Origin of the sequence: Amycolatopsis sp. NPDC049688, from assembly GCF_040674975.1 — a bacterium.
Lineage (GTDB): Bacteria > Actinomycetota > Actinomycetes > Mycobacteriales > Pseudonocardiaceae > Amycolatopsis.
The window spans coordinates 753,239-774,460 of record NZ_JBFANY010000003.1; the positions used below are offsets into that span (position 1 = coordinate 753,239).

Sequence of the window (21,222 nt, forward strand, 5' to 3'; positions counted from 1 at the left end):
CGCCACGCCGAAGACCGGCAAATGCGCCCGGGTCCCGGCCGGCCCGCGGACACTGTCGGCCATGACGACCACCGCGGTGAGCGCACCACGCTGGTACCTGGTCGGCGTGCTGCCCGAAGACGTCCCCCTGGCCCACCTGATGACCCGCTCCGGCGACCTCCGGTACCGGCGCTCGGCCTGCGGTGAGCGGGAATCGCGCAGCTGGAAGCCCCTGGACCTGACCACGTCCGAGATCACGGCGTGCCCGGCGTGCGTCGCGACGCTGTCCGGCGTCGGCGAGGACCGCGGCCAGCTGGCCCTCGACCTGCCGGTCTAGATCAAGGTCCCCGCGAGCCGCTTCGCCGTGTGGAACGGCTGCGCGCTCTGCGCGACCACCGACGTGACCGCGGCGCCTTCCAGCAGCAGCATCAGCTCGTCGGCGCGATCGGGATCGCCGGGCCGGAGCTGCGCCCGCAGGTAGCCGTGCAGCGCGGTCTTGTGGTGGCGGACCACCTCGCGGACCGGGTCGGCCGGATCGGGGAACTCCGAGGTCGCGTTGAGGAACGCGCAGCCGCGGTAGCCGTCGGCCGACAACCAGGCTTCGTAGGCGTCGAACACCGCCAGCACCCGCTCCCGCGGATCGGCGTGCGCGGCGGTGATCCGGTCGATCTCCTCCTGCCACCGCCGGTCGCGTTCCCGCAGGTACGCGACGACGAGCCGGCTCTTGGAGCCGAAGTTGCCGTAGAGGGCCGCCTTCGTCACGCCGGCTTCGGCCGCCACCGTGTCGACGCCCACGGCGTGGATGCCGTCGCGGTAGAACAGCCTCGACGCGGCCTTGAGCACCTTCGCACCCGCGTCCCCGGGACGAGTCCGGCCCACAGCGCTCCTTCCGGACAGATCGGTATGGCTTTTCACCTGCAGTGATCCTAGCATCACTTGACATCAGACAGACCTGTCTGTTTGGTAGGTGGAGTGGTGATCCAGACGAAGCCGGACCGGTGGATGGCGACGGCCGCGGCCGGCGCGGTCGTGATCGCCCTCTGCTACGGGTTCGCGCGCTACGCGTACGGGCCGTTCGTGCCGCGGTTCAGCGAGACGTTCGGGCTGACGCCGGTCGGCGTCGGCGTGCTCGGCGGGCTGTCCACGGCCGGGTACGGCGCCGGGCTGCTGCTCGCGCCGAGGACGTCCGCGCGGTCGGCGCGCGGCACCGTGCTGCTGGCGGCGGTGTCGGCGACGCTCGGGCTGGGACTGATGGCGCTCGCGCCGCACGTCACGGTGTTCGGCGCCGGCATCGTCGTCGCCGGGGCCGGCGCGGGCCTCGTCTCGCCCGGAGTGGCCCAGCTGGTCGGCGAGACGGTCGCGGCACGCACCCGCGCCCGGGCGCAGACCTGGGCCAACACCGGCACCGGCCTCGGGCTGGCCGCGTCGGCGTTCACGCCCCTGCTCGCGCTCGGCTGGCCGGTGATCTGGTCGGCGTTCGCCGCCTTGGGCGTGGCGGTGACCGTGGCCGCCTGGCGGCTGTTGCCGCGATCGCCGGGCGTCCCCGCGGCCTCCGGTCCCGTCCGCGGAGTGGCGCCGCTCGTGGTGAACTCCGTCCTCATCGGCGTGACGAGTGCGCCGTACTGGACGTTCTCCAGCTCCCGGCTCGCCGAAGCCGGGCTGAGTCCGGTCGTCGCGACCTGGTGCTGGGCCACGATCGGCGTGGCCGGGCTGCTCGGCGGCCTGGCCGGACGCGCGGCCGAGCGCGCGGGCCTGCGGCCGGTCAACCTCGTGACGTGGACGCTGGCGGCCGCGGGCATCGCCCTCCTCGCGCTGCCCGATCCCGGTGTCCCCTTCGCCCTGCTCTCCAGCGCCCTGTTCGGCAGCACCTACATGGCCCTGACCGGGCTGTGCATCCTGTGGGCCGCGCGCCTGGTCCCCGAGCGGCCGGCCCGGGGCATCACGTGGTCGTTCGCCGGGCTCGGCGTGGGCCAGACCGTGGCCTCACCGCTGGCCGGCGCGCTGGCCGCCGGGGTGGGGTCCGCGGCGGTGTTCGGGCTGACCGCCCTGCTCGCGCTCACCGCGTGGGGCCAGCTCCACCACCGCCTCGGGCCACCGTGATCACGCCTTCTTCGCGCGGCTCGGCGCGACCCGCGGCGGCTCGTTGGGCATCTTCGGGTACACCGGCGGCCACGGCGCGTCCATCAGCCCGTTCGCCATGTCCTGTTCGGACATCGCCAGCAGCGGCTCGATCGACTGCGGCCGCTCCCCCGCCCCGGCCCACGGATCACCCCGCTCGGCGAGCCGCGCCGGCACCGTGGTCAGGGTGAGCTCGTCCGGCTCCACGGTGTCCAGCTCGTCCCAGCCGATCGGGGTGGACACCTGGCCGCCGACGCGCGGCCGCACGCACCACGTCCCGAACACCGTCTTGTGCGGGGCGTTCTGGTTGAAGTCGACGAACACGCGCGAGCCGCGCTCTTCCTTCCACCACTGCGCGGTGATCTTCTCCGGATGGCGGCGTTCGAGCGCGCGGGCCAGCGCGACCGCGGCGGCCCGCACCTGGAAGCCGTCCCAGCGCGGCTCGAGCAGCACGTACAGGTGCAGCCCGCGCGAGCCCGACGTCTTCAGCTGGCCTTCGATGCCGTGTTCGGCCAGGAACTCCTTCGTCAGCACGGCGGCCTCGCGCAGCTCGTCGAAGCCGATCCCCGGCGAGGGGTCGAGGTCGACGCGCAGCTCGTCGGTGACCTCGGGGGTGTCCGCGCGGTACGGCCAGACGTGGAAGCCGAGGCAGCCGAGGTTCACCGCCCAGAGGATGTGGGCCAGGTCCTTCGCCACCAGGGCGTCGCTCGTCGTGCCGTTCGGCGTCGAGACGACCGTGGTGGTCAGCCACGGCGGCGCGCCCTTCGGCACGCGTTTCTGGTACCAGTTCTTGCCGCCGGCGCCGTCGGGGTAGCGCTCGAGCAGCAGCGGACGGCCGCCAAGCCGGTCCAGCAGCGGCCCGGAGACCGCCCGGTAGTACTCGACGAGGTCGAGCTTCGTCTCCCCGCGTTCCGGGAAGTAGACCTTGTCCGGACTGCTGATCTTGACCTCGACGCCGTCGACGTCGAGCAGGACCGCCCCGCTCACCGCGCCTCCCCGAACAGTTTCGCGAGCTCGGCGGGCGGCGCCTCGTCGAGCTGGGCGTAGGTGCACGACTCCGGTGTGCGGTCCGGCCGGAACCGGACCAGCCGCCCGCCGTGCCGGAACCGGCCGCCCTGCAGATGCTCGTAGCGGACCTCCGCCACCCACTCCGGGCGCAGCGGCTCCCACGACAAGTCCTTCTGCGGGGCCCACCGGCTGTTCACGCCCGGCTGCCGCCCCGGCTCGGGCTCGTACTCGGCCCAGGACCGCCACGGATGGTTCTCGAGGGCGTTCTCGCGCAGCGGCGCCAGCTCTTCGACCAGTTCGGCCCGCCGCGCCTTGGTGAAGCTGCTGGCCACGCCGACGTGGTGCAGGACGCCGTCGTCGTCGAACAGGCCGAGCAGCAGCGAACCGATGCCGGCGCCGTCCTTGTGCCAGCGGAACCCGGTGACGACGCAGTCGGCCGTGCGCTCGTGCTTGACCTTCAGCATGACCCGTTTGTCCTGCTCGTAGGGCAGGTCGGCGGGCTTGGCCATGACGCCGTCGAAGCCCGCGCCCTCGAACCGGGTGAACCAGTCCTGCGCCTGCGCCGGATCCTCGCTCAGCGGGGTCAGGTGGACGCGCTGCAGCCCTTCGGCCGCGGTGGTCAGGATGCTTTCGAGCTGCTTGCGCCGCTCGCGGAAGGGCTCCTCGGTGAGGTCGGTGTCGTCCAGGGCGAGCAGGTCGAAGGCGATGAAGCTGGCGGGCGTCTCCTCGGCGAGCTTGCGCACGCGCGAGGCCGCCGGGTGCAGCCGCAGCTGCAGCGCCTCGAAGTCGAGCCCGGCGGGGGTGACCAGGACGATCTCGCCGTCCACGACGCAGCGGGGCGGCAGCGCCGCGGCCAGCAGCTCCACCAGCTCCGGGAAGTAGCGGGTCAGCGGGCGGTCGTTGCGGGAGCCGAGCTCGATCTCGTCGCCGTCGCGGAACACGACGCAGCGGAAGCCGTCCCACTTGGGCTCGTACAGCAGCCCCGGGGCACGAGGTACCTCGTGCACCGCTTTCGCGAGCATCGGCCGCACCGGCGGCATGACGGGCAAGTCCACGGCGAGAGCTTAAGACACGGGTACGACATTCTCCGGAGAAAGACTCAGCTCGGCGTGATACACACTCCTTCGTGACCACCGAACGTCCCGCACCGCCCCTGACCGGCGGCGAGCGCGAAATGCTCCGCACCTTCCTCGACTTCCACCGCGCCACCCTCGCGATGAAGTGCGAAGGACTGTCCGACGAGGACCTCCGCCGGGCGTCGAGCCCGCCGTCGACGCTGTCGCTGCTGGGCCTGGTCCGGCACATGGCCGAGGTCGAGCGCACCTGGTTCCGGCGGGTGATCAACGCGGAGGACGTCCCGCTCGTGTGGTCGGCCGAGGGCGACTACCAGGCCGCCTACGACGCGAGCTCGTCGACGCGTTCGGAAGCCTTCGCGGTGTGGGAGGCCGAGGTGGAGCAATCCCGCAAGATCGAAGAAGCGGCCGAATCCCTGGACGTCACGGGCCACCAGCCGCGCTGGGGCGAGGACGTCTCGCTGCGGCTGGTGATGCTGCACATGATCCACGAGTACGCCCGGCACAACGGCCACGCCGACTTCCTGCGGGAGGCCATCGACGGCGTCACGGGCGCCTGAGGGAGCTGCCCGGGTGGGGCGCCCGCTGAAGCTCCGCCAGCACCAGCCCGCTGCGCGGCTTCGGCGTGAAGTAGGTCGCCTTGCGCGGCATCCGGCGGCCGGCCGCGTGCACGGCGAGGACGTCGGCGTAGCGCACCGGGGCCAGCAGGACCACCGCATCCGCGTCCGGGGGCAGCGGGCGCCCGGCCGGGAGCGGGCGGACGCACGGGCCGTCGGGATCGATGCCGAGGGCCCCGGCGAACAGGACCTGCTCGACGAGTTCGTGGTCGATCACCGGGCCGGGTCCGTCCGGGGCCGGCAGGGGCACGCGCAGCACCGCCGAGCCCGCGCGCACGACGGCCTCGCCGGTGACCGGGACGGCGTGTTCGTCGTAGCGGACGTCCAGGCCGGCCGCGCACCAGCGCGCCACCAGGTCTTCCGGGCCGAGGCCGGTGCCGGTGAGGACGCGGTGGATCGCGCCGATCTTCAGCGCGGGCCCGGCCGTGACCAGGGCCAGCAGCGCGCCGTGCCCGGCGGCCGCGGCGGCGGCCACGCGGTGGTTGCCGTCGGCGACCAGCAGATCCGCGTCCGCGACCGCGGCCAGCAGGCGGCTCTGCAGGGGGCCGGCGGGCACCAGCCACAGGTCGTGGCGCCGGCCTGCCGCGTCCGAAGTGGACAGATCGGGCAGGCCGAGCCCGGCGCACGCCTGCTCGACCTGCTCGGTCAGGGCCCGGCCGCCGGTCGCCGGGACGAGCAGCGCCGCGCTGGTCGCGCAGCCCAGCCCGGCGAGGACGGCGGCCCGTTCGGCGACCACGTCGGGGTAGACGTCCTCGGTGTGGCGCACGCGCGCGGCGCCGTCGTCGGTCACCGCCGCCGGGTCGACCAGGCAGAGCAGGCCGAGCGCCACGCCGTCCGGCCCTTCCACGCGGTAGGGCGCGACGATGTCGTGCACCGGCCGGTAGAACCGCCGGCGCAGCCGTTCGAGCGCGGCGCGGGCGACCGGGACGGCGGCCGCCAGGTCGAGGCCGCGCGCCAGGGCCGCGGGTGTGCGGGCGGGGTGCTGCACGGCCAGCAGGGTGTCCGCGGCACCGGGCGCGGCCAGCGCGGCGATCACGCGGTCGGGCTCGGCGAACTCGTCGACGTCGGGGCCGGGGACCGCGTCGCGGACCACCCAGCCCCGCCCGATCGGCCGGATCCAGTCGCTCATCCTGCCCATCTTGCGCCACGGCGGCGCGGAAATTCGCTGGGGCCGGTGCCGCCCGGATGGAATGCTTAGGACTGCAAAGCAGTTGACTCCGGTCATGACGGTCCCGAGGAGCACCCCGCCGATGACGACGTCCGCCGCCGCGAGAGGGGTCGGTTTCCGGTCGGACCGCGGCCCGGTCCTGATCGCGGTCATGCTCAGCACCGCGCTGGTCGCGCTGGACAGCACGATCATCGCCACCGCGGTGCCGTCGGTGGTGCGGGACCTGGGCGGGTTCGCGCAGTTCCCGTGGCTGTTCTCGATCTACCTGCTCACCCAGGCCGTGACGGTGCCGCTCTACGGCAAGTTCGCCGACGTCCTCGGCCGCCGCCCGGTGATGTTCTTCGGGATCGCGGCGTTCCTGGTGGGCTCGGTGCTGTGCGGGGCGGCGTGGAGCATGCCGGTGCTGATCGCGGCCCGGGCGGTCCAGGGCATCGGGGCGGGCGCGATCCAGCCGATGTCGATGACGGTGATCGGCGACCTCTACACGGTGGAGGAGCGCGCGCGGGTGCAGGGCTACGTGGCCAGCGTCTGGGGCGCGGCTTCGGTGGTCGGCCCGACGCTCGGCGGCCTGTTCGCCGAGTACCTGGACTGGCGCTGGATCTTCTTCATCAACCTGCCGCTGGGCGCGATCGCGGCGCTGATGCTGCACCGCAACTTCAGCGAGCGCGTGGAGCGCAAGCCGCACAAGGTCGACTACCTGGGCGCGGCCCTGCTGACGATCGGCTGCTCCCTGGTGATCCTCGGCCTGCTCGAAGGCGGCGTCGCGTGGGCGTGGGGCTCGCTGCCGAGCGTGGCGATCTTCGTCGCGGGCGCGGTGCTGCTGGTGACGTTCGTGCTGGTGGAGAAGCGGGCGGCCGAGCCGGTGCTGCCGCTGTGGGTGTTCACCCGCCGCGTGCTGGTGGGCGGCAACCTGGTGGCGGTGGTGGTGGGCGCGGTCCTGATGGGCCTGACGTCGTACCTGCCGACGTACGCGCAGGGGGTGCTCGGCGCGGGCGCGCTGGTGGCCGGGTTCGCGGTGGCGGCGCTGACGGTGGGCTGGCCGATTTCGGCGTCCCTGGCGGGCAAGATCTACCTGCGCATCGGCTTCCGCGACACGGCGTTGATCGGCAGCGTGTTCATCATCGCGGGCGGCGTGCTGGTGGCGTTGCTGGGCGCGGGCTCGTCGCTGTGGGCGGCGGCGTTCGCGGCATTCGTCCTCGGGGTGGGGCTGGGCCTGGCGGCGAGCCCGACGCTGGTGGCGATCCAGTCGGTGGTCGGCTGGGACCGGCGCGGAGTCGTGACGGCGACGAACCTGTTCAGCCGGTCGCTGGGAAGTGCGGTGGGGGCGGCGGTGTTCGGGGCGATCGCGAACGCGACGCTGGCGTCCCGGTTCGCTCACCCGCCGGAGGGAGTGGGCAAGCTGCCGGCTTCGGTGGACGCGACGAGCCTGGTACTGGGCGGGCACGACGACTCACCGGCGGCGGTGTTCGTGCGGGGCGCGCTGGCGGATGCGACGCACTACGTCTTTCTGGGGTTGCTGGCCGTGGCCGTGCTTTCGGTGGGGGCGCTGTTGCTGATGCCGCGGAAGACCGAACAGCTGGAGTTCTGAGCGAGCCGGCTCGTCCCGTCCGTCAGAATCGGGTGGCCGCGGCCGCGATCAGGAAGGCTCACCGTGCTCGCCGAACTCCCGCCGTACCGTGCTCTGCTCGTCGTCGACACCAAGGGGTTCGGGAGCAATCCCGACACGACCCAGGCCGCGGTGTCCGCCGCCATCCCCGACGTGCTCGCCCAGGCTTTCGAGCGGGCCGGGCTGCGGGAGGTCTGGGACACCGCCCTCTTCCCGCACGGCACCGGGGACGGCTACGGCCTCGGCTTCGATCCGCGGTTCCTGCCCGCCGTCGTGAGCCGGTTCTTCGATGAGCTCCAGGACGTGCTCGCCGAGCGGGATGCGCGGCTGCGGGCCGCCGCGCGGTCCGTGCGGTTGCGGATGCGGGCCAGCCTGAACGTCGGTCCCGTCCTCGAACCGGCGGCCGGTACCACCTCGGCGGCCGCCATCGGCAGTGCCGTCATCACCACCCACCGGCTGCTCGACGCCGCTCCGGTGCGGGCCGTGCTGGAACGCTCGGACCCCGACCAGACCTTCCTCGCCGTGGCGCTCTCCCAGCGGGTCTTCGAAGACGTGCTGGCCAGCGAATACGCGACGCTGCCCGCGACGAAGGTCGTCCCGGCGGACGTGGCGATCAAGGAGTACCGCGGCACCGTCTACCTCTACGTCCCGAACCCCAGCGGGGACCTCCTGCGCCACGGGGCCGGCGACTACGCCGAAGAGCTGGCGACGGCCAAGGCGACGATCGAGCCGGTGCCCGCGCCGGGCAGCACGACCAACGTCATCAGCGGCACGCAGAACGGGACCGCCATCCAGGTCGGCCACGTGCACGGCAACCTCAACCACGGCTAGTTCTGCAACGGCACCAGTTCTGCCTGGAAGTGCTCCAGGAAGCCCGCGAAATCGCCGTGCGCGGGCCGGATGACGAACTTCGACAGCCCGGCCTCGATGTGCTGCTCCACCAGCCGCCGGGCTTCCGGCCAGCTCGTCGCGACCAGATCCGTGACCGGCACCCCGGGACTGCGGCGGCCCGCAGCGGCCGCGAGCTCGTCCGGCATGCCGCGGTCGGCCACCGCCAGGCTGAGCCCGAAGTGGTCCTCTTCGATCTCGCGGCCCGCGTCCGCCGCGGCTTCCTGGATGGCGATGCGGGCGGCCCGCGCCTGGGCGGGCGTCTGGAAGCTGCCCAGCCAGCCGTCCGCGAGCCGGCCCGTCCGGCGCAGGGCCGCGGGCGCCGAGCCGCCCAGCCAGACGTCGAGGCGCTTCGCCGGGCGCGGGCCGAGGCGGACGCCGTCGACGTCGAAGAACTCGCCGTGGAAGGACACTTCGTCCTCCTCCAGCAGCCGGCGCAGCAGCACGAGCGATTCGTCGAACACCGCCGCGCGGCGGCCCGGCGGCACCGGGAACAGGGCGTTTTCCGCGGTGCGGGCCGGGCGCAGCCCGAACACCGGCAGGACCCGTCCGGGCGCCAGGCCCGCCAGGGTGAGCAGCTGTTTCGCCACCAGGACCGGGTGCCGGCCCGGCAGGATCGCCACGCCGGTGCCGACCTTGAGCTTCGACGTCCGGGCCAGCGCGTGCGCCATCCCGATCATCGGGTCGACCTCGGGCGAGTAGACCAGCTCGGACAGCCACAGCGAGTCGACGCCGGCTTCCTCCAGCCGCTGCGCCAGCCCGGCGAACTCCGCCGGCCCGGTGCCGGCCGCGGGAGCGACGCCCAGCCTGATCTTCAGCACGTCCTGTCCAACCCCGCCCGGCGGCGGGGCATTCCTCAGGCCGTCGCGGCGATGACGCGGCTCAGCACGCCGTGCAGCGCCTCCAGCTCGGACACCTCCATGCCGAGCGTCTCGACCACCTTGTACGGGATCTTCTCCGCCTCCGCCCGCAGCGCGCGGCCGGTCCCGGTCAGCTCCACCGTCAGCTTGCGCTCGTCCGAGCGGCTGCGGCTGCGCGTGATGTACCCGAGCGCCTCCAGCCGCTTGAGCAGCGGCGACAGCGTGGCCGGCTCGTGGCGCAGAGCCGCGCCGAGTTCCTTCACCGAACGCGGGGACTGCTCCCACAGCGCCAGCATCACCAGGTACTGCGGGTGGGTCAGGCCGTACGGCTCCAGCAGCGGCCGGTAGATCGCGATCACGCTGCGCGAAGCCACCGACAGCGCGAAGCACACCTGCCGGTCCAGCTTCAGGGGATCCTCACCCAGGTCGATCATGGCGCGATCCTAACGTGGCCCACGAAACAATTAGTACGCTAACTATTAGTGTACTCTAGGAGCCATGGAACGACCTGGTGTGCTCCGCTGGTTCGGCTACGCGGTCGGGGTCAAGCTGCCGGCCCGCTTCGACGACTGGGCGCTGCACGACGCGACGTCGAAGCACTGGCGGGCCCGGTACGTGCTGCAGCGCTCGGTCGGCATCGTGCCGCTGTGCGCCGTGTGGCTGCTGCTGCCCGGTTCGATCTGGCTGCGGCTTTCGCTGGTCCTCATGGCCGCGCTCGTCGCGTACTTCTATTCGTGCGCGTACATGGAGGAGAGCGTCGAGCACCGGCTCGGCCGGCAGGGCTTCCCGCACAACACCGGACGCCGCCTCCGCGCCGAGGCCGCCGAGGCGAAGAACGCCGAAGCCACGGCCCGCTATCTCGCGCGCTACCGGACGCCGTCGGAGGGTTAGCTACAGTCGGGGGACGATGAGACGCAAGCTCCGCCCGCCGATCCCGCCCCGCCACGGGCTGGACCCCGCCCGGCTGAAACTGCCCGACGGCGAGTGGCCGACGCTGCTGGCGCACCTCGTCGACCGGCTGCCGCGCGTGGCCCCGGACCGCATCGAGCAGATGCTGCGCGAAGAACGCATCCACGGCACCGACGGCCCGCTCGGCGTCGACACGCCCTACGCGCCCGGCTCGTTCATCTGGTTCCACCGCGACCTGCCGGACGAGGTGCCAGTGCCGTTCGCGATCGACGTCGTCCACCGCGACGAGCACCTGCTGGTCGTCGACAAGCCGCACTTCCTGGCCACCATCCCCCGCGGGCAGCACATCCTCGAGACGGCGCTCGTGCGGCTGCGCCGGGACCTCGGCCTGCCGCAGCTGTCCCCCGCGCACCGCCTCGACCGCGTCACCGCGGGCCTGGTGATGTTCGTGATCACGCCGGAGCTGCGCGGGAAGTACCAGACGCTGTTCCGCGACCGCCGGGTGCACAAGGAGTACGAGGCGATCGCGCCGTACGACCCGCAGCTGACCCTGCCGAGGACCGTCCGGAGCCGGATCGTCAAGGACCGCGGGGTGCTGGCCGCGCAGGAGGTGCCAGGCGAGCCGAACGCCGAAACCTACGTCGACCTGCTGGAGCACCGCGACGGCCTGGGCCGGTACCGGCTGGTGCCGTCGACCGGCCGGACCCACCAGCTGCGCGTGCACCTGAGCGGCCTCGGCGTGCCGATCCTCGGCGACGACTTCTACCCGGTGCTGCACGAGAAGCCGCTGGGCGACTTCACGAAACCCCTGCAGCTGCTGGCCAAGGTCCTCGACTTCGACGACCCGCTGACCGGCGCCCACCGCCGCTTCACCAGCCGGCGGCGGCTGACGGCCTGGGACGATCCGGCCGCCTGGGCGGCGCCCCCGGCGTGAACCGGGGACGCCGCCGCGGGCTTCACTTGTGCCAGAACCGGATCCCGCTCCACTCCACCGTGATCGGCCCCTTGCCGCTCGCGGTGCGGTAGCTGCCGAACTTGTCGTAGTAGCTGCCGCCCGGACTCGACACCGAGTCCTTCTGGGAGCCGTTGATGTACACCTTGTGCGTGCTGCCGACCTGGTTGATCGTGTTGACCCGGACGCTCGTGCCCACGGTCGCCCCGGTGGCGATCGTCTCGCCGCCGTGGACGGCGTAGAGCCGGCCGCCCTTCTCCACCGCCAGCAGGAAGAACGGCCCGGCGCTGGAGCCGTCCCGGAACGTCTGCTTGAGGCTGATCCGGCTGCCGCCCATGCTGGTGATCTTGAAGGAGCCCTCGAACTGGTGGGTGCCGCCGGTGTAGGTGGTGTAGCGGCGTTCCGCGCGCTGGTCACCGCTGCCGGTCGAGCAGGTGAGCTTGAAGGTCAGCCCGGAGATGTCGCCGCACCCCCGCTCCTGCTCGGAGTAGCCCGGCGAGTCCGCGATCCACGGACCCGTCCCGACCTGGGCCTCCGCCACCGGGGTGACCACCGCGAGCCCGGTCACGACCGCCGCGAGCACGCCCGCACCGTGAAGTCTGCGCACCGTCAACCTCCTGTCACTCGAGGCGGCGGTGGCTCGGATAAAGGTCCAGACCTCTATCCGGCGTGGCTGTGACTGTACGAGCCCGGGGCCGCCCGGGCAAGACCCACGTCCCGCTCGCCGGGTGTGTCGGAAGTTTTCCTCGGGACCGCTGTCGAATCCGGCCGGCCCCGTTCGACAGACTTGCAGAAGCAAGATCGACCACCGAGGAGCACCCCATGCGCACCCTGATCTCCAGTTCGTTCGTCTCGCTCGACGGCGTCGTCGAAGCCCCCGGCGGCGAGCCGGGCTACCGGAACGCGGGCTGGACGTTCAAGGACATCGAGTTCGACCCGGCCACCTACGCGATCAAGGGCAGCGAACAGGAGGAAGCCACGGCCCTGCTGATGGGCCGGGTCAGCTACGAGGCGTTCGCGCCGGTCTGGCCGGGCATGACCGAGGAGTTCGCCGGGTACAACGCGATGCCGAAGTACGTGGTGTCGACCACGCTCGCCGAGGCGGACCTGGTGGACAACTGGGGCGAGACGACCATCCTGCGTTCACTGGACGAGGTCGCCGCCCTGAAGGAGACCGAGGGCGGCCCGATCATCGTCGCCGGCAGCGCCACCCTCAACCGCACGCTGGCCGACGCCGGCCTGATCGACCGCTACCACCTGCTGGTCTTCCCGGTGCTGCTCGGCGCGGGCAAGCGGCTGTTCAGCGAGACCGACAAGGACAAGCAGAACCTGAAGCTCGTCGAGAGCGAGTCCTACGGCAACGGGATCCAGAAGGTGGTCTACGACGTCGTGCACTGATCGCCACGGGTCCGGCCGATGTTTCACGTAGAACATCTGTTCGAACATCGTGTACGGTCGGACCCATGACGACCCCGGCTCGGCAGGCATCGCTGTTCGGCGAATCCGGCCCCGTCGCGCTGCACGCGCTGGCACCCCGGCGGACCGAACTCGGCTCCGGCGCGTGGATCGACGTCCAGCCCGGCTGGCTCGACGGCGCCGACGAGGTGTTCACCGGTCTCGTCACCGGCGTCCCGTGGCAGGCGGAGCGGCGGCGGATGTACGACCGGCTCGTCGACGTCCCCCGGCTGCTGTGCTTCTACCGCGAGTCGGCGCCCCTCCCCCACCCCGTGCTGGCGGAAGCCCGTGACGCGCTGAGCGAGCACTACGCCGGCGAACTCGGCGAGCCGTTCCGCACAGCGGGCCTGTGCTACTACCGCGACGGCCGTGACAGCGTCGCGTGGCACGGCGACACGATCGGCCGCGGCAGCACCGAGGACACGATGGTCGCGATCGTCTCGGTCGGCGCGGCCCGCCAGCTGGCCCTGCGCCCCCGCGGCGGCGGCGAGTCGCACCGGTACGCCCTCGGCCATGGCGACCTGATCGTGATGGGCGGCTCGTGCCAGCGCACGTGGGAACACGCGATCCCGAAGACGAACCGGGCGGCCGGGCCGCGGATCAGCATCCAGTTCCGGCCGCGCGGGGTGCGCTGAAAATCCACAGAGGACAGACACCGCACCCCCCGTAGGATGGCCGGGTGTTCACGCTCGCGGAACCCCCGCTGTTCACCCGGCTGCGGCCGGCCCGCCGGGTCCTGATCGCCGGCGCGGGCGGCGGGTTCGACGTCTACGCCGGCCTCCCGCTCGCCTTCGCCCTGCGCGCCCAGGGCAAGGAGGTCCACTTCGCGAACCTGGCGTTCAGCGACCTGAACCGGCTCGACCTCGACGACTGGATCGCGCCGGACGTCGCCCGGGTGCGGCCCGGCAGCGCGGGCGACGACGGCTACTTCCCCGAGCGAACCCTCGCCCGGTGGCTGGCCGGGCAGGGGTGGCCACCGGTCGTCCACGCCTTCCCGCGCGTCGGCGCCTGGCCGCTGCGGGAGGCGTACGAGGCCCTGACCGCGCAGCTCGCGGTCGACGCGGTGGTGCTCGTCGACGGCGGCACCGACATCCTGCTGCGCGGGGACGAGTCCGGTCTCGGCACGCCCGAGGAGGACATGGCCAGCCTCGCCGCGGTGGCCGCGCTCGAGGGCGTCGACCGCATCGTCGTCAGCCTCGGCTTCGGCATCGACGCCTTCCACGGCGTCTGCCACGCGCACGTGCTGGAGAACCTCGCCGCCCTCGACCGGGCCGGCGGCTACCTCGGCGCGCTGTCGATCCCGTCGGCGTCACCGGAAGCCGCGGCCTATCTGGACGCCGTCGCGGACGCGAACCGCGCGACCCCGGAGCGGCCGAGCATCGTCCAGGGACAGATCGCCGCCGCGCTGCGGGGTGAGTTCGGGGACGTGCACGGCACCACCCGCACCGCGGGCAGCGAACTGTTCGTGAACCCGCTGATGGGGGTCTACTTCGCCGTGGACCTGCCGGCCCTGGCCGCCGGCGTCGGCTACCTGCCGGAACTCGCGGCGACGAACACCGCCACCGAAGTCGCCCTGGTCATCGAAGCGCACCGGGACCGCGTCGCGCGCCGGCCGCGGCGGCCCATCCCGCACTGAAACGCCGTCAGTCCACCAGGACCGGGAGCTCGTCCAGACCGTACACAATGGACACCTTGCGGAACGAAAGCTCGTCCTCCGGCACGGCGAGCCGCAGGTTCGGGAAGCGCCGGATCAGCGCCGGGTACGCCGTGCGCAGCTCCATCCTGGCCAGTTCGGCGCCGATGCAGCGGTGGATGCCGTAGCTGAACGCCAGGTGGGACGTCGGCTCGCGGGTCGCGTCGAACGTCTCCATGTCCGGGCCCAGCTTGGGGTCGCGGTCCGCCGCCGACAGCGACACCAGGACGATGTCACCCTCGGCGATGCGGACGCCGCCGATCTCCATGTCCTCCTTGGCGAACCGGGGGAACGCCATCTGCACCACCGTCAGGTAGCGCAGCAGCTCCTCGACGAACCGGTGCACCGACTCGTCGTCGCCGCGGACGGCGTCCATCGCCTTCTCGTCGCGCAGCAGCACCAGGGCGCCGAGGGCCAGCATGCTCGCCGTCGTCTCCAGGCCGCCGGTGAGCACGCCGTCGGCGAGGCCGGCCAGCTCGCGGTCGTCGATCTCGTCGCCGTGCTCCTTGATCAGCATGCCGAGCAGGCCGTCGCCGGGCTGTTCGCGCTGCTTCTCGACGATGTCGAGCAGGTACGTCAGCGACTCCGACATCGCGCCGAGCGAGGCGCCCGCGCCGCCGAAGAGGTCGAAGCGCGCGGTGCTCAGCCGCTGGAAGTCCTCACGGTCCTCATAGGACACGCCGAGCAGTTCGCAGATGGTCAGCGACGGGATCGGCAGCGCGAACGCCTGCCACAGGTCGACCGGGCCGTCCGCGGCGGCCATCGCGTCGAGCTGTTCGGCGACGATCTCGTCGATGCGCGGGGCCAGCCGGCTCAGCCGGCGCATGGTGAACTCGGGGGTGAGCAGCTTCCGCAGGCGCGTGTGCACCGGCGGGTCCGCGAAGCCGAGGCCGCCCGGGTTCTGGTCGGCGGTCACCCCGGCGTTGCCGACCAGGTTGCCGAAGTCGCTGGAGAACCCGGTCGCCTTGCCGAGCACGGCCTTCGCCTCGTCGTAGCCGGTGACGAGCCAGGCGTTCATCCCGAACGGCAGGTCGAGCTTGCCGATCGGCGCGTCGCTTCGCTGCGCGGCCATCGCCGGGACCGGGTCGAGGCCGTCGCGCTTCAGCGGCAGCAGCGCCGAATCGGGCAGGATGGCCGACATCTTTTCGAGGTCGAAGCCCTTTTTCGACTGCCGGGCGAGGTAGCGACGGCCGACCCAGCCCAGGACCCGTGAGCGGAGACTCCCCATGAACCCGACAGTACCGTACTAGCCCGATCGGGTGACGGGAAGCGAGACGGGGTTCACCCCGGCTTGCGGGCCAGCAGGTAGGCCTGCGGCGTCTTCTCGTACGGGCCCTGCGGCTCACGGACCAGCCGCGCTTCCACGACGAGCCCGGCGGCGGCGCACAGCCCGGCCACGAAGTCCGGCTGCAACCGGTAGGCGTCGAAGGCGACGTCGTGGCCGTAGCCCTGGGTGATGCGGCGGCGCTCGTCGCCGACCTGGAATCCGGTCAGCAGCCGCCCGCCCGGCGCCAGCACCCGCGCCAGCTCCGCCACCACCGCCGGTAGCTCCTCCGGCGGCGTGTGGATCAGCGAGTACCACGCCAGCGCCCCCGCCAGGCCGCCGTCTTCCAGGTCGAGGGCGGCCAGCGAACCGACCTCGAAGCGCAGCCCGGGGTGCGCCCGGCGGGCCGCGTCGACCATGCCGGGCGAGAGGTCGACGCCGAACACGTCGAGCCCGAGCGAAGCCAGGTACCCGGTCAACCGGCCCGGGCCGCAGCCGAGGTCACCGACCGGGCCGCTGTTCCCGACCAGTTCGGCGAACGTGGTCAGCACCGCCCGGTCCCAGGGACTCTCGGCCAGCAGGTCACGCAGCTGCTCGGCGTAGGAGTCGGCGACGGTGTCGTAGGCGGTCCGGGTCTCGGTCACGAAGGCGGGTTCGGTCATGGACCCGGAGCCTATCCGCGCCGGGGCAGCTCGCGGTTCTCGGTGATCCGCCCGTGTTCGCTGGCGATGTAGTGGAAGTACGGCCGGCCCAGGTCGTCGGTGCCGGTGAAGAGTGTCTTCGAACGGCCGTCGGCTTCGGTGTTCACGCCGTTCGTGCGGGCGAGCACGCCGGAGGAGGCCAGCCACTCCCGTGACGCGCCCGCCGGCCGCCAATTCCGGCCGTCCCCGGTGAAGTCGGCGAGGGTCTTCGTCATGTCCACCGCGCCGGAGATCCGCAGGTTCTGGTCGTCGGTGATGTTCGCCGTCGCGTCGGTCGTCAGCGGGTAGGACCAGGTGTGCCGGTCCGCCGATCGCACCCGTCCGTCCACTGTGGACACCGACGTCTGCTGCCCGGAGTCCGCCTGCACGACGTGCTGGGTGAAGCCACCACCGGTGACGTCGTCGCTGTTGCGGTAGTCGCGGGTGCGTTCGACACGGGTGTACACGCGCCCGGCCGAGGTGTCGACGTAGCCGGCCGTGACGTCGTGGCGTTTCGCGGTCACTGTCACGTTCACGCCGTCGGGGATGTCCTTGACCGTCGTCTGCCTGGCCGGCGCGGCCGCGACGTCGTGCTGGGTCAGGGCGCCGGACGTCTGCGCGGCGTTTTTGTCGGTGTAGAGCAGTAGCGTCGGGACGACGGTGAATTCGCCGCCGATGTCCGGGAAGGAGAAGGAGAGGTCATGGGTACCGCCGTCGACGAGCCGGCCCGCGAAGGGCGTGACGTCGTAGGTTTCGGCGTGCAGGCTGAAGGTGTCGATCGCGACGACCGGCCGCCACAGCTGCGGCACGATCCCGCCGGAGTAGATGTGCGGGAACGTGAACGCGCTCCCGGCGGAAACCCCGTCGATCGCGAAGTTCGCCTCGCGGTACGGGCCCTTCCCGCACAGGCCGGCCGCCGGGTACTTCGCCGCGACGGCGTCGGGCACGTCGTCGAACCACTGCTCGTCGCAGGCGTGGCCTTCGAGCGTCACCTCGAGGTAGGCGCGGGTGATGTTGCGCGGCAGGCCCTGCGCGGTGAAGTGCACGGCAGGCGCGGCGGGAGTGGCGTCGGCGTGGCCGAACCCGGCGACGTGGTCGGGGGTGACGGCCGCGGGATGCTTGCGGTCCGCCTGGTAGTAGGTCAGCGTCACGGTCTGGGCGTAGACACCGGTGTAGATCGGCGAGTTGTAGTTCTCGATGCCGCCGTGGAACGGCTGCGGGGTGCGCAGCAGCGCGCTGTAGGGCGTGAGGTCCTTGGCGAAGTGGTAGGTGATCGCGCGGTGGCCCTCGCCACTGGGCTCCTCGGTGGTCCCCCACCAGACCTCGGTGCCGCCGATCCGCAGGTCGCCGATCCGGTCGTACTGCCGTCCGCTCACCGTCACGGTCTGGTCCATGACAACCTTCGCCCACGGCCCCGGGCAGGCCTTCGGCGGGGTGAGCGTGCCCTCGTAGAACCGCGGGCTGCCGTCGGCGGCGTTGGAGCGGAAGGCATCGGCGAGCGTCACGGTGCAGTGCGGGGTGTCCGGCCGCGAGACGGCGGGCGCGGCGGTCACCGGATCGTCGGTGTCGCCTTCCACGACCGGCGAAGCCGAAGCGACGCCCGGGAGGAGCAGCAGGGACAGGACCGCACCGATCAACACCAGTCGTCTGCGCACGCGGGCCACCCTATCCCGGTGCCGCCCCGACGAACGGCTGGACATCAACAGGACAAAGCCCGGTCACGCGGCTCGCCGCCCTTGGCCGGCGGCCGGGCCGGTCCGTAGCATGCACGGCGGGTGAGGAGGACGGCCGTGAGCAGCCTGACCGGGGACTTTCCCCCGGGCAGCTTCCTGGCGAAGCTGCCCGAGACGTCGAGGGCCGGCCTGCTCGGCCTGGGCACCCTCCGCGAGTACGCGCCGGGCAAGGTGCTGCTGCGGGAAGGCGAAACGACCGCACACGTCCTGGTGCTCGTGAGCGGGTTCGTCAAGGTGACGGCCACGACGCCCGAGGGGCAGCTGGCGCTGCTGGCCATCCGCACCGCGGGCGAGCTGATCGGCGAGCTCGCGAGCATGGACGGGCAGCCCCGGGTCGCGACGGTCACCTGCGCCGGCCGGGTGCGCGCCCGGCTCGTCCCGCAGGCGGAGTTCCGCCGCTTCCTCGCCGGGCACTCCGACGTGGCGCTCGAGGTCGGCAGCAGCGTGGCCGGCAAGCTGCGCTGGGCGACCCGGCGGCGCGTCGACTTCGGGAGCCGCGAGGTGCGGATCCGGCTGGCGCGGGTGCTCCTGGAGCTCGCCGCGGCCTACGGCACGCCCGGCCGCGGCGGGGTCGAGATCGGCGTGGACCTCACCCAGCCGGAGCTCGCCGCGCTCGTCGGCGCCGCCGAGCCGACGGTCCACCGCGCGCTCGCCGGGTTCCGGCACGCCGGCGTCGTCGGCACCGGCTACCGGCGGATCACCGTCGTCGACCGCGCCCGGCTGGAGGCGGTCGCCGACGGCTGAGGCTCACCCGAAGGCGATGACCAGCAGCAGCAACGGGCCGCAGAGGAACAGGACGCCGGTGCCGGCCAGTGCCCGCCGGACGTGCCGGTGCTTGACCATCGCCAGGTCCGCCAGCAGCCTCGACAGCTGGTGCGCTTCGGCGCACTGCCGGTGCACCGGGACGGGTGCGGGCGGGCCGGCGCCGCCCGCGACGGTCGGGAAGGCGAACCGGTTGGGCACGGTGAGGCGTTCGGTCCGCGGCCGCAGCGCCTGGAACAGCTGGTACGCCGAATAACCGTAGCCCGCGAGGAAGCAGGCCAAGATCGCGAACACGGCGGTCCGCAGCCCGGTGCCCGGCTGGACCGCCGGCAGGAAGGCCAGCTGCGCGGCGACGAGCGCGGTGATCGTGCTCTGCACCGCGACCACGGTCCGCACCTTGTCGTCCGCGTGCTGGACCGCGCCCTGGAACGACGTCACGGTGCTCAGCGCGGTTTCGAGCTCCCGCACCAGCCCGGCATCCGGCGCCGGCGCGCGTTTCACCGCTTTCGGGCTCATCGGCCTCTCCCGTCTCCCAAACCCAGTTTTCCGCGATCCGGACGCCCGCACCCCATCGCACGACGGGTTCACCGGCGCCTGTCCGGGCTTCCCTGGCGTAACAGCCCACACGCGCGCCGCGACTGCAGCGTTCGGACCACGGGGGTAGCGCTGAACCAGCAACGACATTGGCCGGCCGACTCGGTGCTCGGGCTGCTCGGCGCGCGCACCGCGAACGCCCTGCTCGACCTCGGGACCCCGGTGGCCTACGGCCCGCGGCAGACGGTGATCCGGCAGGGCGAGCCGAGCCACCACGTGGTGATCCCGCTGACCGGGGCACTCAAGGTCGTCGTAGACACGGAGTTCGGCCGCCCGGTGCTGCTCGCGCTGCGCGGCCCGGGCGACATCCTCGGCGAGATGTCCGTCTTCGAGGAGCGGCGGCGTTCGGCCAACGTCCAGACCTGCACGCCCGTCCAGGCGAAGCTGGTCGGCAAGGCGCAGTTCAACGAGTTCCTCGACCGCCATCCCGACGTGTGGCGGGCGGTGGCCAGTTCCCTGAGCACCCGGCTCCACTGGGCGAACAGCCGCCGCGCCGAAATCCTCAGCTGCCCGGCACCGATACGCGTCGGCCGCGTCCTGGCGGAGATCGTCCGGCGCCACGGCCGCCACACCGCCCACGGCTGGATCCTCGACCTGTCACTCACCCAGGCCGAGATCGCCTCCCTCACCGGCGTTGCGCTGAGCACGTTCGAGAAGACCACCCAGCGCCTCCACCGGCTGGGTGTCCTGCGCAGCGAGTATCGACGCATCGTCGTCGACGATCTCGGTGCGCTGCTCCGGTTCAGCAAGCTCGCCGAGCAGTCGTGACGCGCGCCTGAAACGTTTCAGATCATGATAGGCTCACGGCCTCTCAGCGAGGGGGTTCCGTGGTCGGCATCAAGGACGTCGCAAAACGGGCCGGCGTCTCGATCGGCACGGTGTCCAATGTGGTCAACCGGCCGCACGTGGTCGCGGCGGCCACCCGCAGCCGGGTGCTGTCGGTGATCGAGGAGCTGGGCTACGTCCGCGACGAGTCGGCGCGGCAGCTGCGCGCGGGCCGCAGCCGGGTCATGGGGCTGCTCGTGCTCGACCTCGGCAACCCGTTCTTCGTCGACGTCGCCCGCGGGGCCGAGCAGGCCGCGCACGCCGAGGGCCTCAACATCATCACCTGCAACAGCGGCCAGCGGTCCGAGCTGGAGGCGTCGTACCTGGCGATGTTCGCCGAGCAGCGGGTCCGCGGCGTGCTGCTGAGCCCGGTCGCGACCTCCGGCGAGGCGCTGCGGACGTTCCGGCGCACCGGCACGCCGTACGTCTTCGTCGACCGCAAGGCCCCGGCGTCGGAGGCGAGTTCGGTGTCGGTGGACGACGTCGCCGGCGGCGCGCTCGGCGGGCGGCACCTCCTGGAGACCGGCCACCGGCGGATCGCGTTCGTCAACGGCCCCGCCATCCTCGCCCAGTGCCGCGACCGCGAGCAGGGCCTCCGCACCGCGCTGGCCGGCTCGGGGGCGGAGCTGACCGTGCTGGAGGCAATCGGCCTCGACGTCACCTCCGGCCGCGACGCGGGCGCGCGCCTGCTCGGCATGAGCCCCCGCCCGACGGCGGTGTTCTGCGCGAACGACCTGCTGGCCCTGGGCGTGCTGCAGGCGATGGTCGGCGCGGGCGTCCGCGTCCCGGAGGAGATGGCGATCGTGGGGTACGACGACATCGAGTTCGCGGGCGCGGCGGCGGTTCCCCTGACCTCGGTCCGCCAGCCGGCCCGCCGCCTCGGCCGCACGGCGGCGGAGCTGCTGCTGGCGGAGACGTCGGACACGAAACCGGAACGGCAGGCCGTGGTCTTCACCCCGGAGCTGGTCGTCCGCGAATCGACCCGGGTGCGCCGCTGACCTTTTCCCGGCCCCGGCCGGGAAATCGGTTGGAATTCAC

General features: G+C 72.5%; 24 protein-coding genes. 13 read left to right on the plus strand and 11 right to left on the minus strand.

Going from position 1 to position 21,222, the window contains the following annotated elements; all coding sequences use genetic code 11:
* Positions 1–61 precede the first annotated feature (61 nt).
* Positions 62–316: a hypothetical protein gene (locus AB0J55_RS14570; protein WP_364247865.1), complete on the plus strand. Its 255-nt coding sequence runs from the start codon at positions 62–64 to the stop codon at positions 314–316.
* On the opposite strand, the gene AB0J55_RS14575 is transcribed toward AB0J55_RS14570, so the two are convergent.
* Positions 313–858: a TetR/AcrR family transcriptional regulator gene (locus AB0J55_RS14575; protein WP_364247868.1), complete on the minus strand. Its 546-nt coding sequence runs from the start codon at positions 856–858 to the stop codon at positions 313–315. The genes AB0J55_RS14570 and AB0J55_RS14575 overlap by 4 nt on opposite strands.
* Before the next feature lie 96 nt (positions 859–954).
* On the opposite strand from AB0J55_RS14575, the gene AB0J55_RS14580 reads away from it, so the two are divergent.
* Positions 955–2,079, plus strand: a complete 1,125-nt coding sequence (locus tag AB0J55_RS14580; protein ID WP_364247871.1) for an MFS transporter — start codon at positions 955–957, stop codon at positions 2,077–2,079.
* Here AB0J55_RS14580 and ligD read toward each other — a convergent pair whose 3' ends face one another.
* Positions 2,080–3,084 carry a non-homologous end-joining DNA ligase gene (gene ligD, locus AB0J55_RS14585; protein WP_364247873.1) on the minus strand — a complete coding sequence of 335 codons (1,005 nt, stop codon included), beginning with the start codon at positions 3,082–3,084 and terminating at the stop codon, positions 2,080–2,082.
* Positions 3,081–4,160: an ATP-dependent DNA ligase gene (locus AB0J55_RS14590; protein WP_364247876.1), complete on the minus strand. Its 1,080-nt coding sequence runs from the start codon at positions 4,158–4,160 to the stop codon at positions 3,081–3,083. Before AB0J55_RS14590 ends, ligD begins: the two co-directional genes overlap by 4 nt.
* Before the next feature lie 71 nt (positions 4,161–4,231).
* Here AB0J55_RS14590 and AB0J55_RS14595 point away from each other — a divergent pair, with 71 nt between their 5' ends.
* Positions 4,232–4,738: a DinB family protein gene (locus AB0J55_RS14595; RefSeq protein ID WP_364247879.1), complete on the plus strand. Its 507-nt coding sequence runs from the start codon at positions 4,232–4,234 to the stop codon at positions 4,736–4,738.
* Here the strand turns inward: AB0J55_RS14595 and AB0J55_RS14600 are convergent.
* Entirely contained in the window at positions 4,725–5,924 is a 1,200-nt protein-coding gene (locus AB0J55_RS14600) for a DUF1015 family protein (RefSeq protein WP_364247882.1), read from the minus strand. The two genes, AB0J55_RS14595 and AB0J55_RS14600, sit on opposite strands and share 14 nt — an antisense overlap.
* Positions 5,925–6,045: 121 nt before the next feature.
* On the opposite strand from AB0J55_RS14600, the gene AB0J55_RS14605 reads away from it, so the two are divergent.
* Together AB0J55_RS14605 and AB0J55_RS14610 are read left to right on the plus strand one after the other, a co-directional pair.
* On the plus strand, positions 6,046–7,551 hold the full coding sequence (locus AB0J55_RS14605) for an MDR family MFS transporter (RefSeq protein WP_364248191.1): 1,506 nt from the start codon (positions 6,046–6,048) through the stop codon (positions 7,549–7,551).
* Positions 7,552–7,614: 63 nt separating this feature from the next.
* Positions 7,615–8,400: a hypothetical protein gene (locus tag AB0J55_RS14610; protein WP_364247884.1), complete on the plus strand. Its 786-nt coding sequence runs from the start codon at positions 7,615–7,617 to the stop codon at positions 8,398–8,400.
* Here the strand turns inward: AB0J55_RS14610 and AB0J55_RS14615 are convergent.
* Both AB0J55_RS14615 and AB0J55_RS14620 read right to left on the minus strand, forming a co-directional pair.
* Positions 8,397–9,278, minus strand: a complete 882-nt coding sequence (locus tag AB0J55_RS14615; protein WP_364247887.1) for a TIGR03854 family LLM class F420-dependent oxidoreductase — start codon at positions 9,276–9,278, stop codon at positions 8,397–8,399. The genes AB0J55_RS14610 and AB0J55_RS14615 overlap by 4 nt on opposite strands.
* Before the next feature lie 35 nt (positions 9,279–9,313).
* On the minus strand, positions 9,314–9,751 hold the full coding sequence (locus AB0J55_RS14620) for a MarR family transcriptional regulator (protein WP_364247890.1): 438 nt from the start codon (positions 9,749–9,751) through the stop codon (positions 9,314–9,316).
* A gap of 79 nt (positions 9,752–9,830) precedes the next feature.
* Between AB0J55_RS14620 and AB0J55_RS14625 the strand changes: the two genes are divergently transcribed.
* Positions 9,831–10,208 (plus strand): DUF5313 domain-containing protein, encoded by a 378-nt coding sequence (locus AB0J55_RS14625; RefSeq protein WP_364248193.1) that lies wholly within the window; start codon positions 9,831–9,833, stop codon positions 10,206–10,208.
* A 16-nt stretch (positions 10,209–10,224) separates the two neighbouring features.
* A complete protein-coding gene (locus AB0J55_RS14630) occupies positions 10,225–11,160 on the plus strand; it encodes an RluA family pseudouridine synthase (protein WP_364247892.1) in 936 nt (311 codons plus the stop codon).
* Positions 11,161–11,182: 22 nt separating this feature from the next.
* Here AB0J55_RS14630 and AB0J55_RS14635 read toward each other — a convergent pair whose 3' ends face one another.
* Positions 11,183–11,761: a hypothetical protein gene (locus AB0J55_RS14635; RefSeq protein WP_364248195.1), complete on the minus strand. Its 579-nt coding sequence runs from the start codon at positions 11,759–11,761 to the stop codon at positions 11,183–11,185.
* 239 nt (positions 11,762–12,000) lie between these two features.
* Between AB0J55_RS14635 and AB0J55_RS14640 the strand changes: the two genes are divergently transcribed.
* The 3 genes from AB0J55_RS14640 (at position 12,001) to AB0J55_RS14650 (ending at position 14,269) form a co-directional block, all read left to right on the plus strand.
* Positions 12,001–12,576, plus strand: coding sequence for a dihydrofolate reductase family protein (locus AB0J55_RS14640; protein ID WP_364247895.1), 576 nt, complete (start codon positions 12,001–12,003; stop codon positions 12,574–12,576).
* A gap of 65 nt (positions 12,577–12,641) precedes the next feature.
* On the plus strand, positions 12,642–13,268 hold the full coding sequence (locus tag AB0J55_RS14645; RefSeq protein ID WP_364247897.1) for an alpha-ketoglutarate-dependent dioxygenase AlkB: 627 nt from the start codon (positions 12,642–12,644) through the stop codon (positions 13,266–13,268).
* A gap of 44 nt (positions 13,269–13,312) precedes the next feature.
* Entirely contained in the window at positions 13,313–14,269 is a 957-nt protein-coding gene (locus AB0J55_RS14650; RefSeq protein WP_364247900.1) for a DUF1152 domain-containing protein, read from the plus strand.
* A gap of 7 nt (positions 14,270–14,276) precedes the next feature.
* Here the strand turns inward: AB0J55_RS14650 and AB0J55_RS14655 are convergent, their stop codons facing one another.
* From AB0J55_RS14655 to AB0J55_RS14665, 3 genes are read right to left on the minus strand one after another with little or no spacing between them, the layout of a single operon-like run.
* On the minus strand, positions 14,277–15,554 hold the full coding sequence (locus AB0J55_RS14655; RefSeq protein WP_364247903.1) for a cytochrome P450: 1,278 nt from the start codon (positions 15,552–15,554) through the stop codon (positions 14,277–14,279).
* A 53-nt stretch (positions 15,555–15,607) separates the two neighbouring features.
* Positions 15,608–16,252: a class I SAM-dependent methyltransferase gene (locus AB0J55_RS14660; RefSeq protein WP_364247905.1), complete on the minus strand. Its 645-nt coding sequence runs from the start codon at positions 16,250–16,252 to the stop codon at positions 15,608–15,610.
* A gap of 11 nt (positions 16,253–16,263) precedes the next feature.
* On the minus strand, positions 16,264–17,925 hold the full coding sequence (locus AB0J55_RS14665) for a peptide-N4-asparagine amidase (protein ID WP_364247908.1): 1,662 nt from the start codon (positions 17,923–17,925) through the stop codon (positions 16,264–16,266).
* Between the two features lie 135 nt (positions 17,926–18,060).
* Here AB0J55_RS14665 and AB0J55_RS14670 point away from each other — a divergent pair, with 135 nt between their 5' ends.
* On the plus strand, positions 18,061–18,747 hold the full coding sequence (locus AB0J55_RS14670; protein WP_364247910.1) for a Crp/Fnr family transcriptional regulator: 687 nt from the start codon (positions 18,061–18,063) through the stop codon (positions 18,745–18,747).
* 3 nt (positions 18,748–18,750) lie between these two features.
* On the opposite strand, the gene AB0J55_RS14675 is transcribed toward AB0J55_RS14670, so the two are convergent.
* Positions 18,751–19,281 carry a hypothetical protein gene (locus AB0J55_RS14675; RefSeq protein ID WP_364247912.1) on the minus strand — a complete coding sequence of 177 codons (531 nt, stop codon included), beginning with the start codon at positions 19,279–19,281 and terminating at the stop codon, positions 18,751–18,753.
* 183 nt (positions 19,282–19,464) lie between these two features.
* Between AB0J55_RS14675 and AB0J55_RS14680 the strand changes: the two genes are divergently transcribed.
* Both AB0J55_RS14680 and AB0J55_RS14685 read left to right on the plus strand, forming a co-directional pair.
* Positions 19,465–20,127, plus strand: coding sequence for a Crp/Fnr family transcriptional regulator (locus AB0J55_RS14680; RefSeq protein WP_364247915.1), 663 nt, complete (start codon positions 19,465–19,467; stop codon positions 20,125–20,127).
* Positions 20,128–20,186: 59 nt separating this feature from the next.
* On the plus strand, positions 20,187–21,182 hold the full coding sequence (locus AB0J55_RS14685; protein WP_364247918.1) for a LacI family DNA-binding transcriptional regulator: 996 nt from the start codon (positions 20,187–20,189) through the stop codon (positions 21,180–21,182).
* The last annotated feature ends 40 nt before the right edge of the window (positions 21,183–21,222 follow it).

Excerpts from the sequence above, each read along its gene's own strand:
- AB0J55_RS14570 (WP_364247865.1), top strand. The coding sequence starts at position 62 with ATGACGACCACCGCGGTGAGCGCACCACGCTGGTACCTGGTCGGCGTG.
- AB0J55_RS14600 (WP_364247882.1), bottom strand. The coding sequence starts at position 5,924 with ATGAGCGACTGGATCCGGCCGATCGGGCGGGGCTGGGTGGTCCGCGAC.
- AB0J55_RS14605 (WP_364248191.1), top strand. The coding sequence starts at position 6,046 with ATGACGACGTCCGCCGCCGCGAGAGGGGTCGGTTTCCGGTCGGACCGC.
- AB0J55_RS14620 (WP_364247890.1), bottom strand. The coding sequence starts at position 9,751 with ATGATCGACCTGGGTGAGGATCCCCTGAAGCTGGACCGGCAGGTGTGC.
- AB0J55_RS14630 (WP_364247892.1), top strand. The coding sequence starts at position 10,225 with ATGAGACGCAAGCTCCGCCCGCCGATCCCGCCCCGCCACGGGCTGGAC.
- AB0J55_RS14640 (WP_364247895.1), top strand. The coding sequence starts at position 12,001 with ATGCGCACCCTGATCTCCAGTTCGTTCGTCTCGCTCGACGGCGTCGTC.
- AB0J55_RS14645 (WP_364247897.1), top strand. The coding sequence starts at position 12,642 with ATGACGACCCCGGCTCGGCAGGCATCGCTGTTCGGCGAATCCGGCCCC.
- AB0J55_RS14655 (WP_364247903.1), bottom strand. The coding sequence starts at position 15,554 with ATGGGGAGTCTCCGCTCACGGGTCCTGGGCTGGGTCGGCCGTCGCTAC.
- AB0J55_RS14660 (WP_364247905.1), bottom strand. The coding sequence starts at position 16,252 with ATGACCGAACCCGCCTTCGTGACCGAGACCCGGACCGCCTACGACACC.
- AB0J55_RS14675 (WP_364247912.1), bottom strand. The coding sequence starts at position 19,281 with ATGAGCCCGAAAGCGGTGAAACGCGCGCCGGCGCCGGATGCCGGGCTG.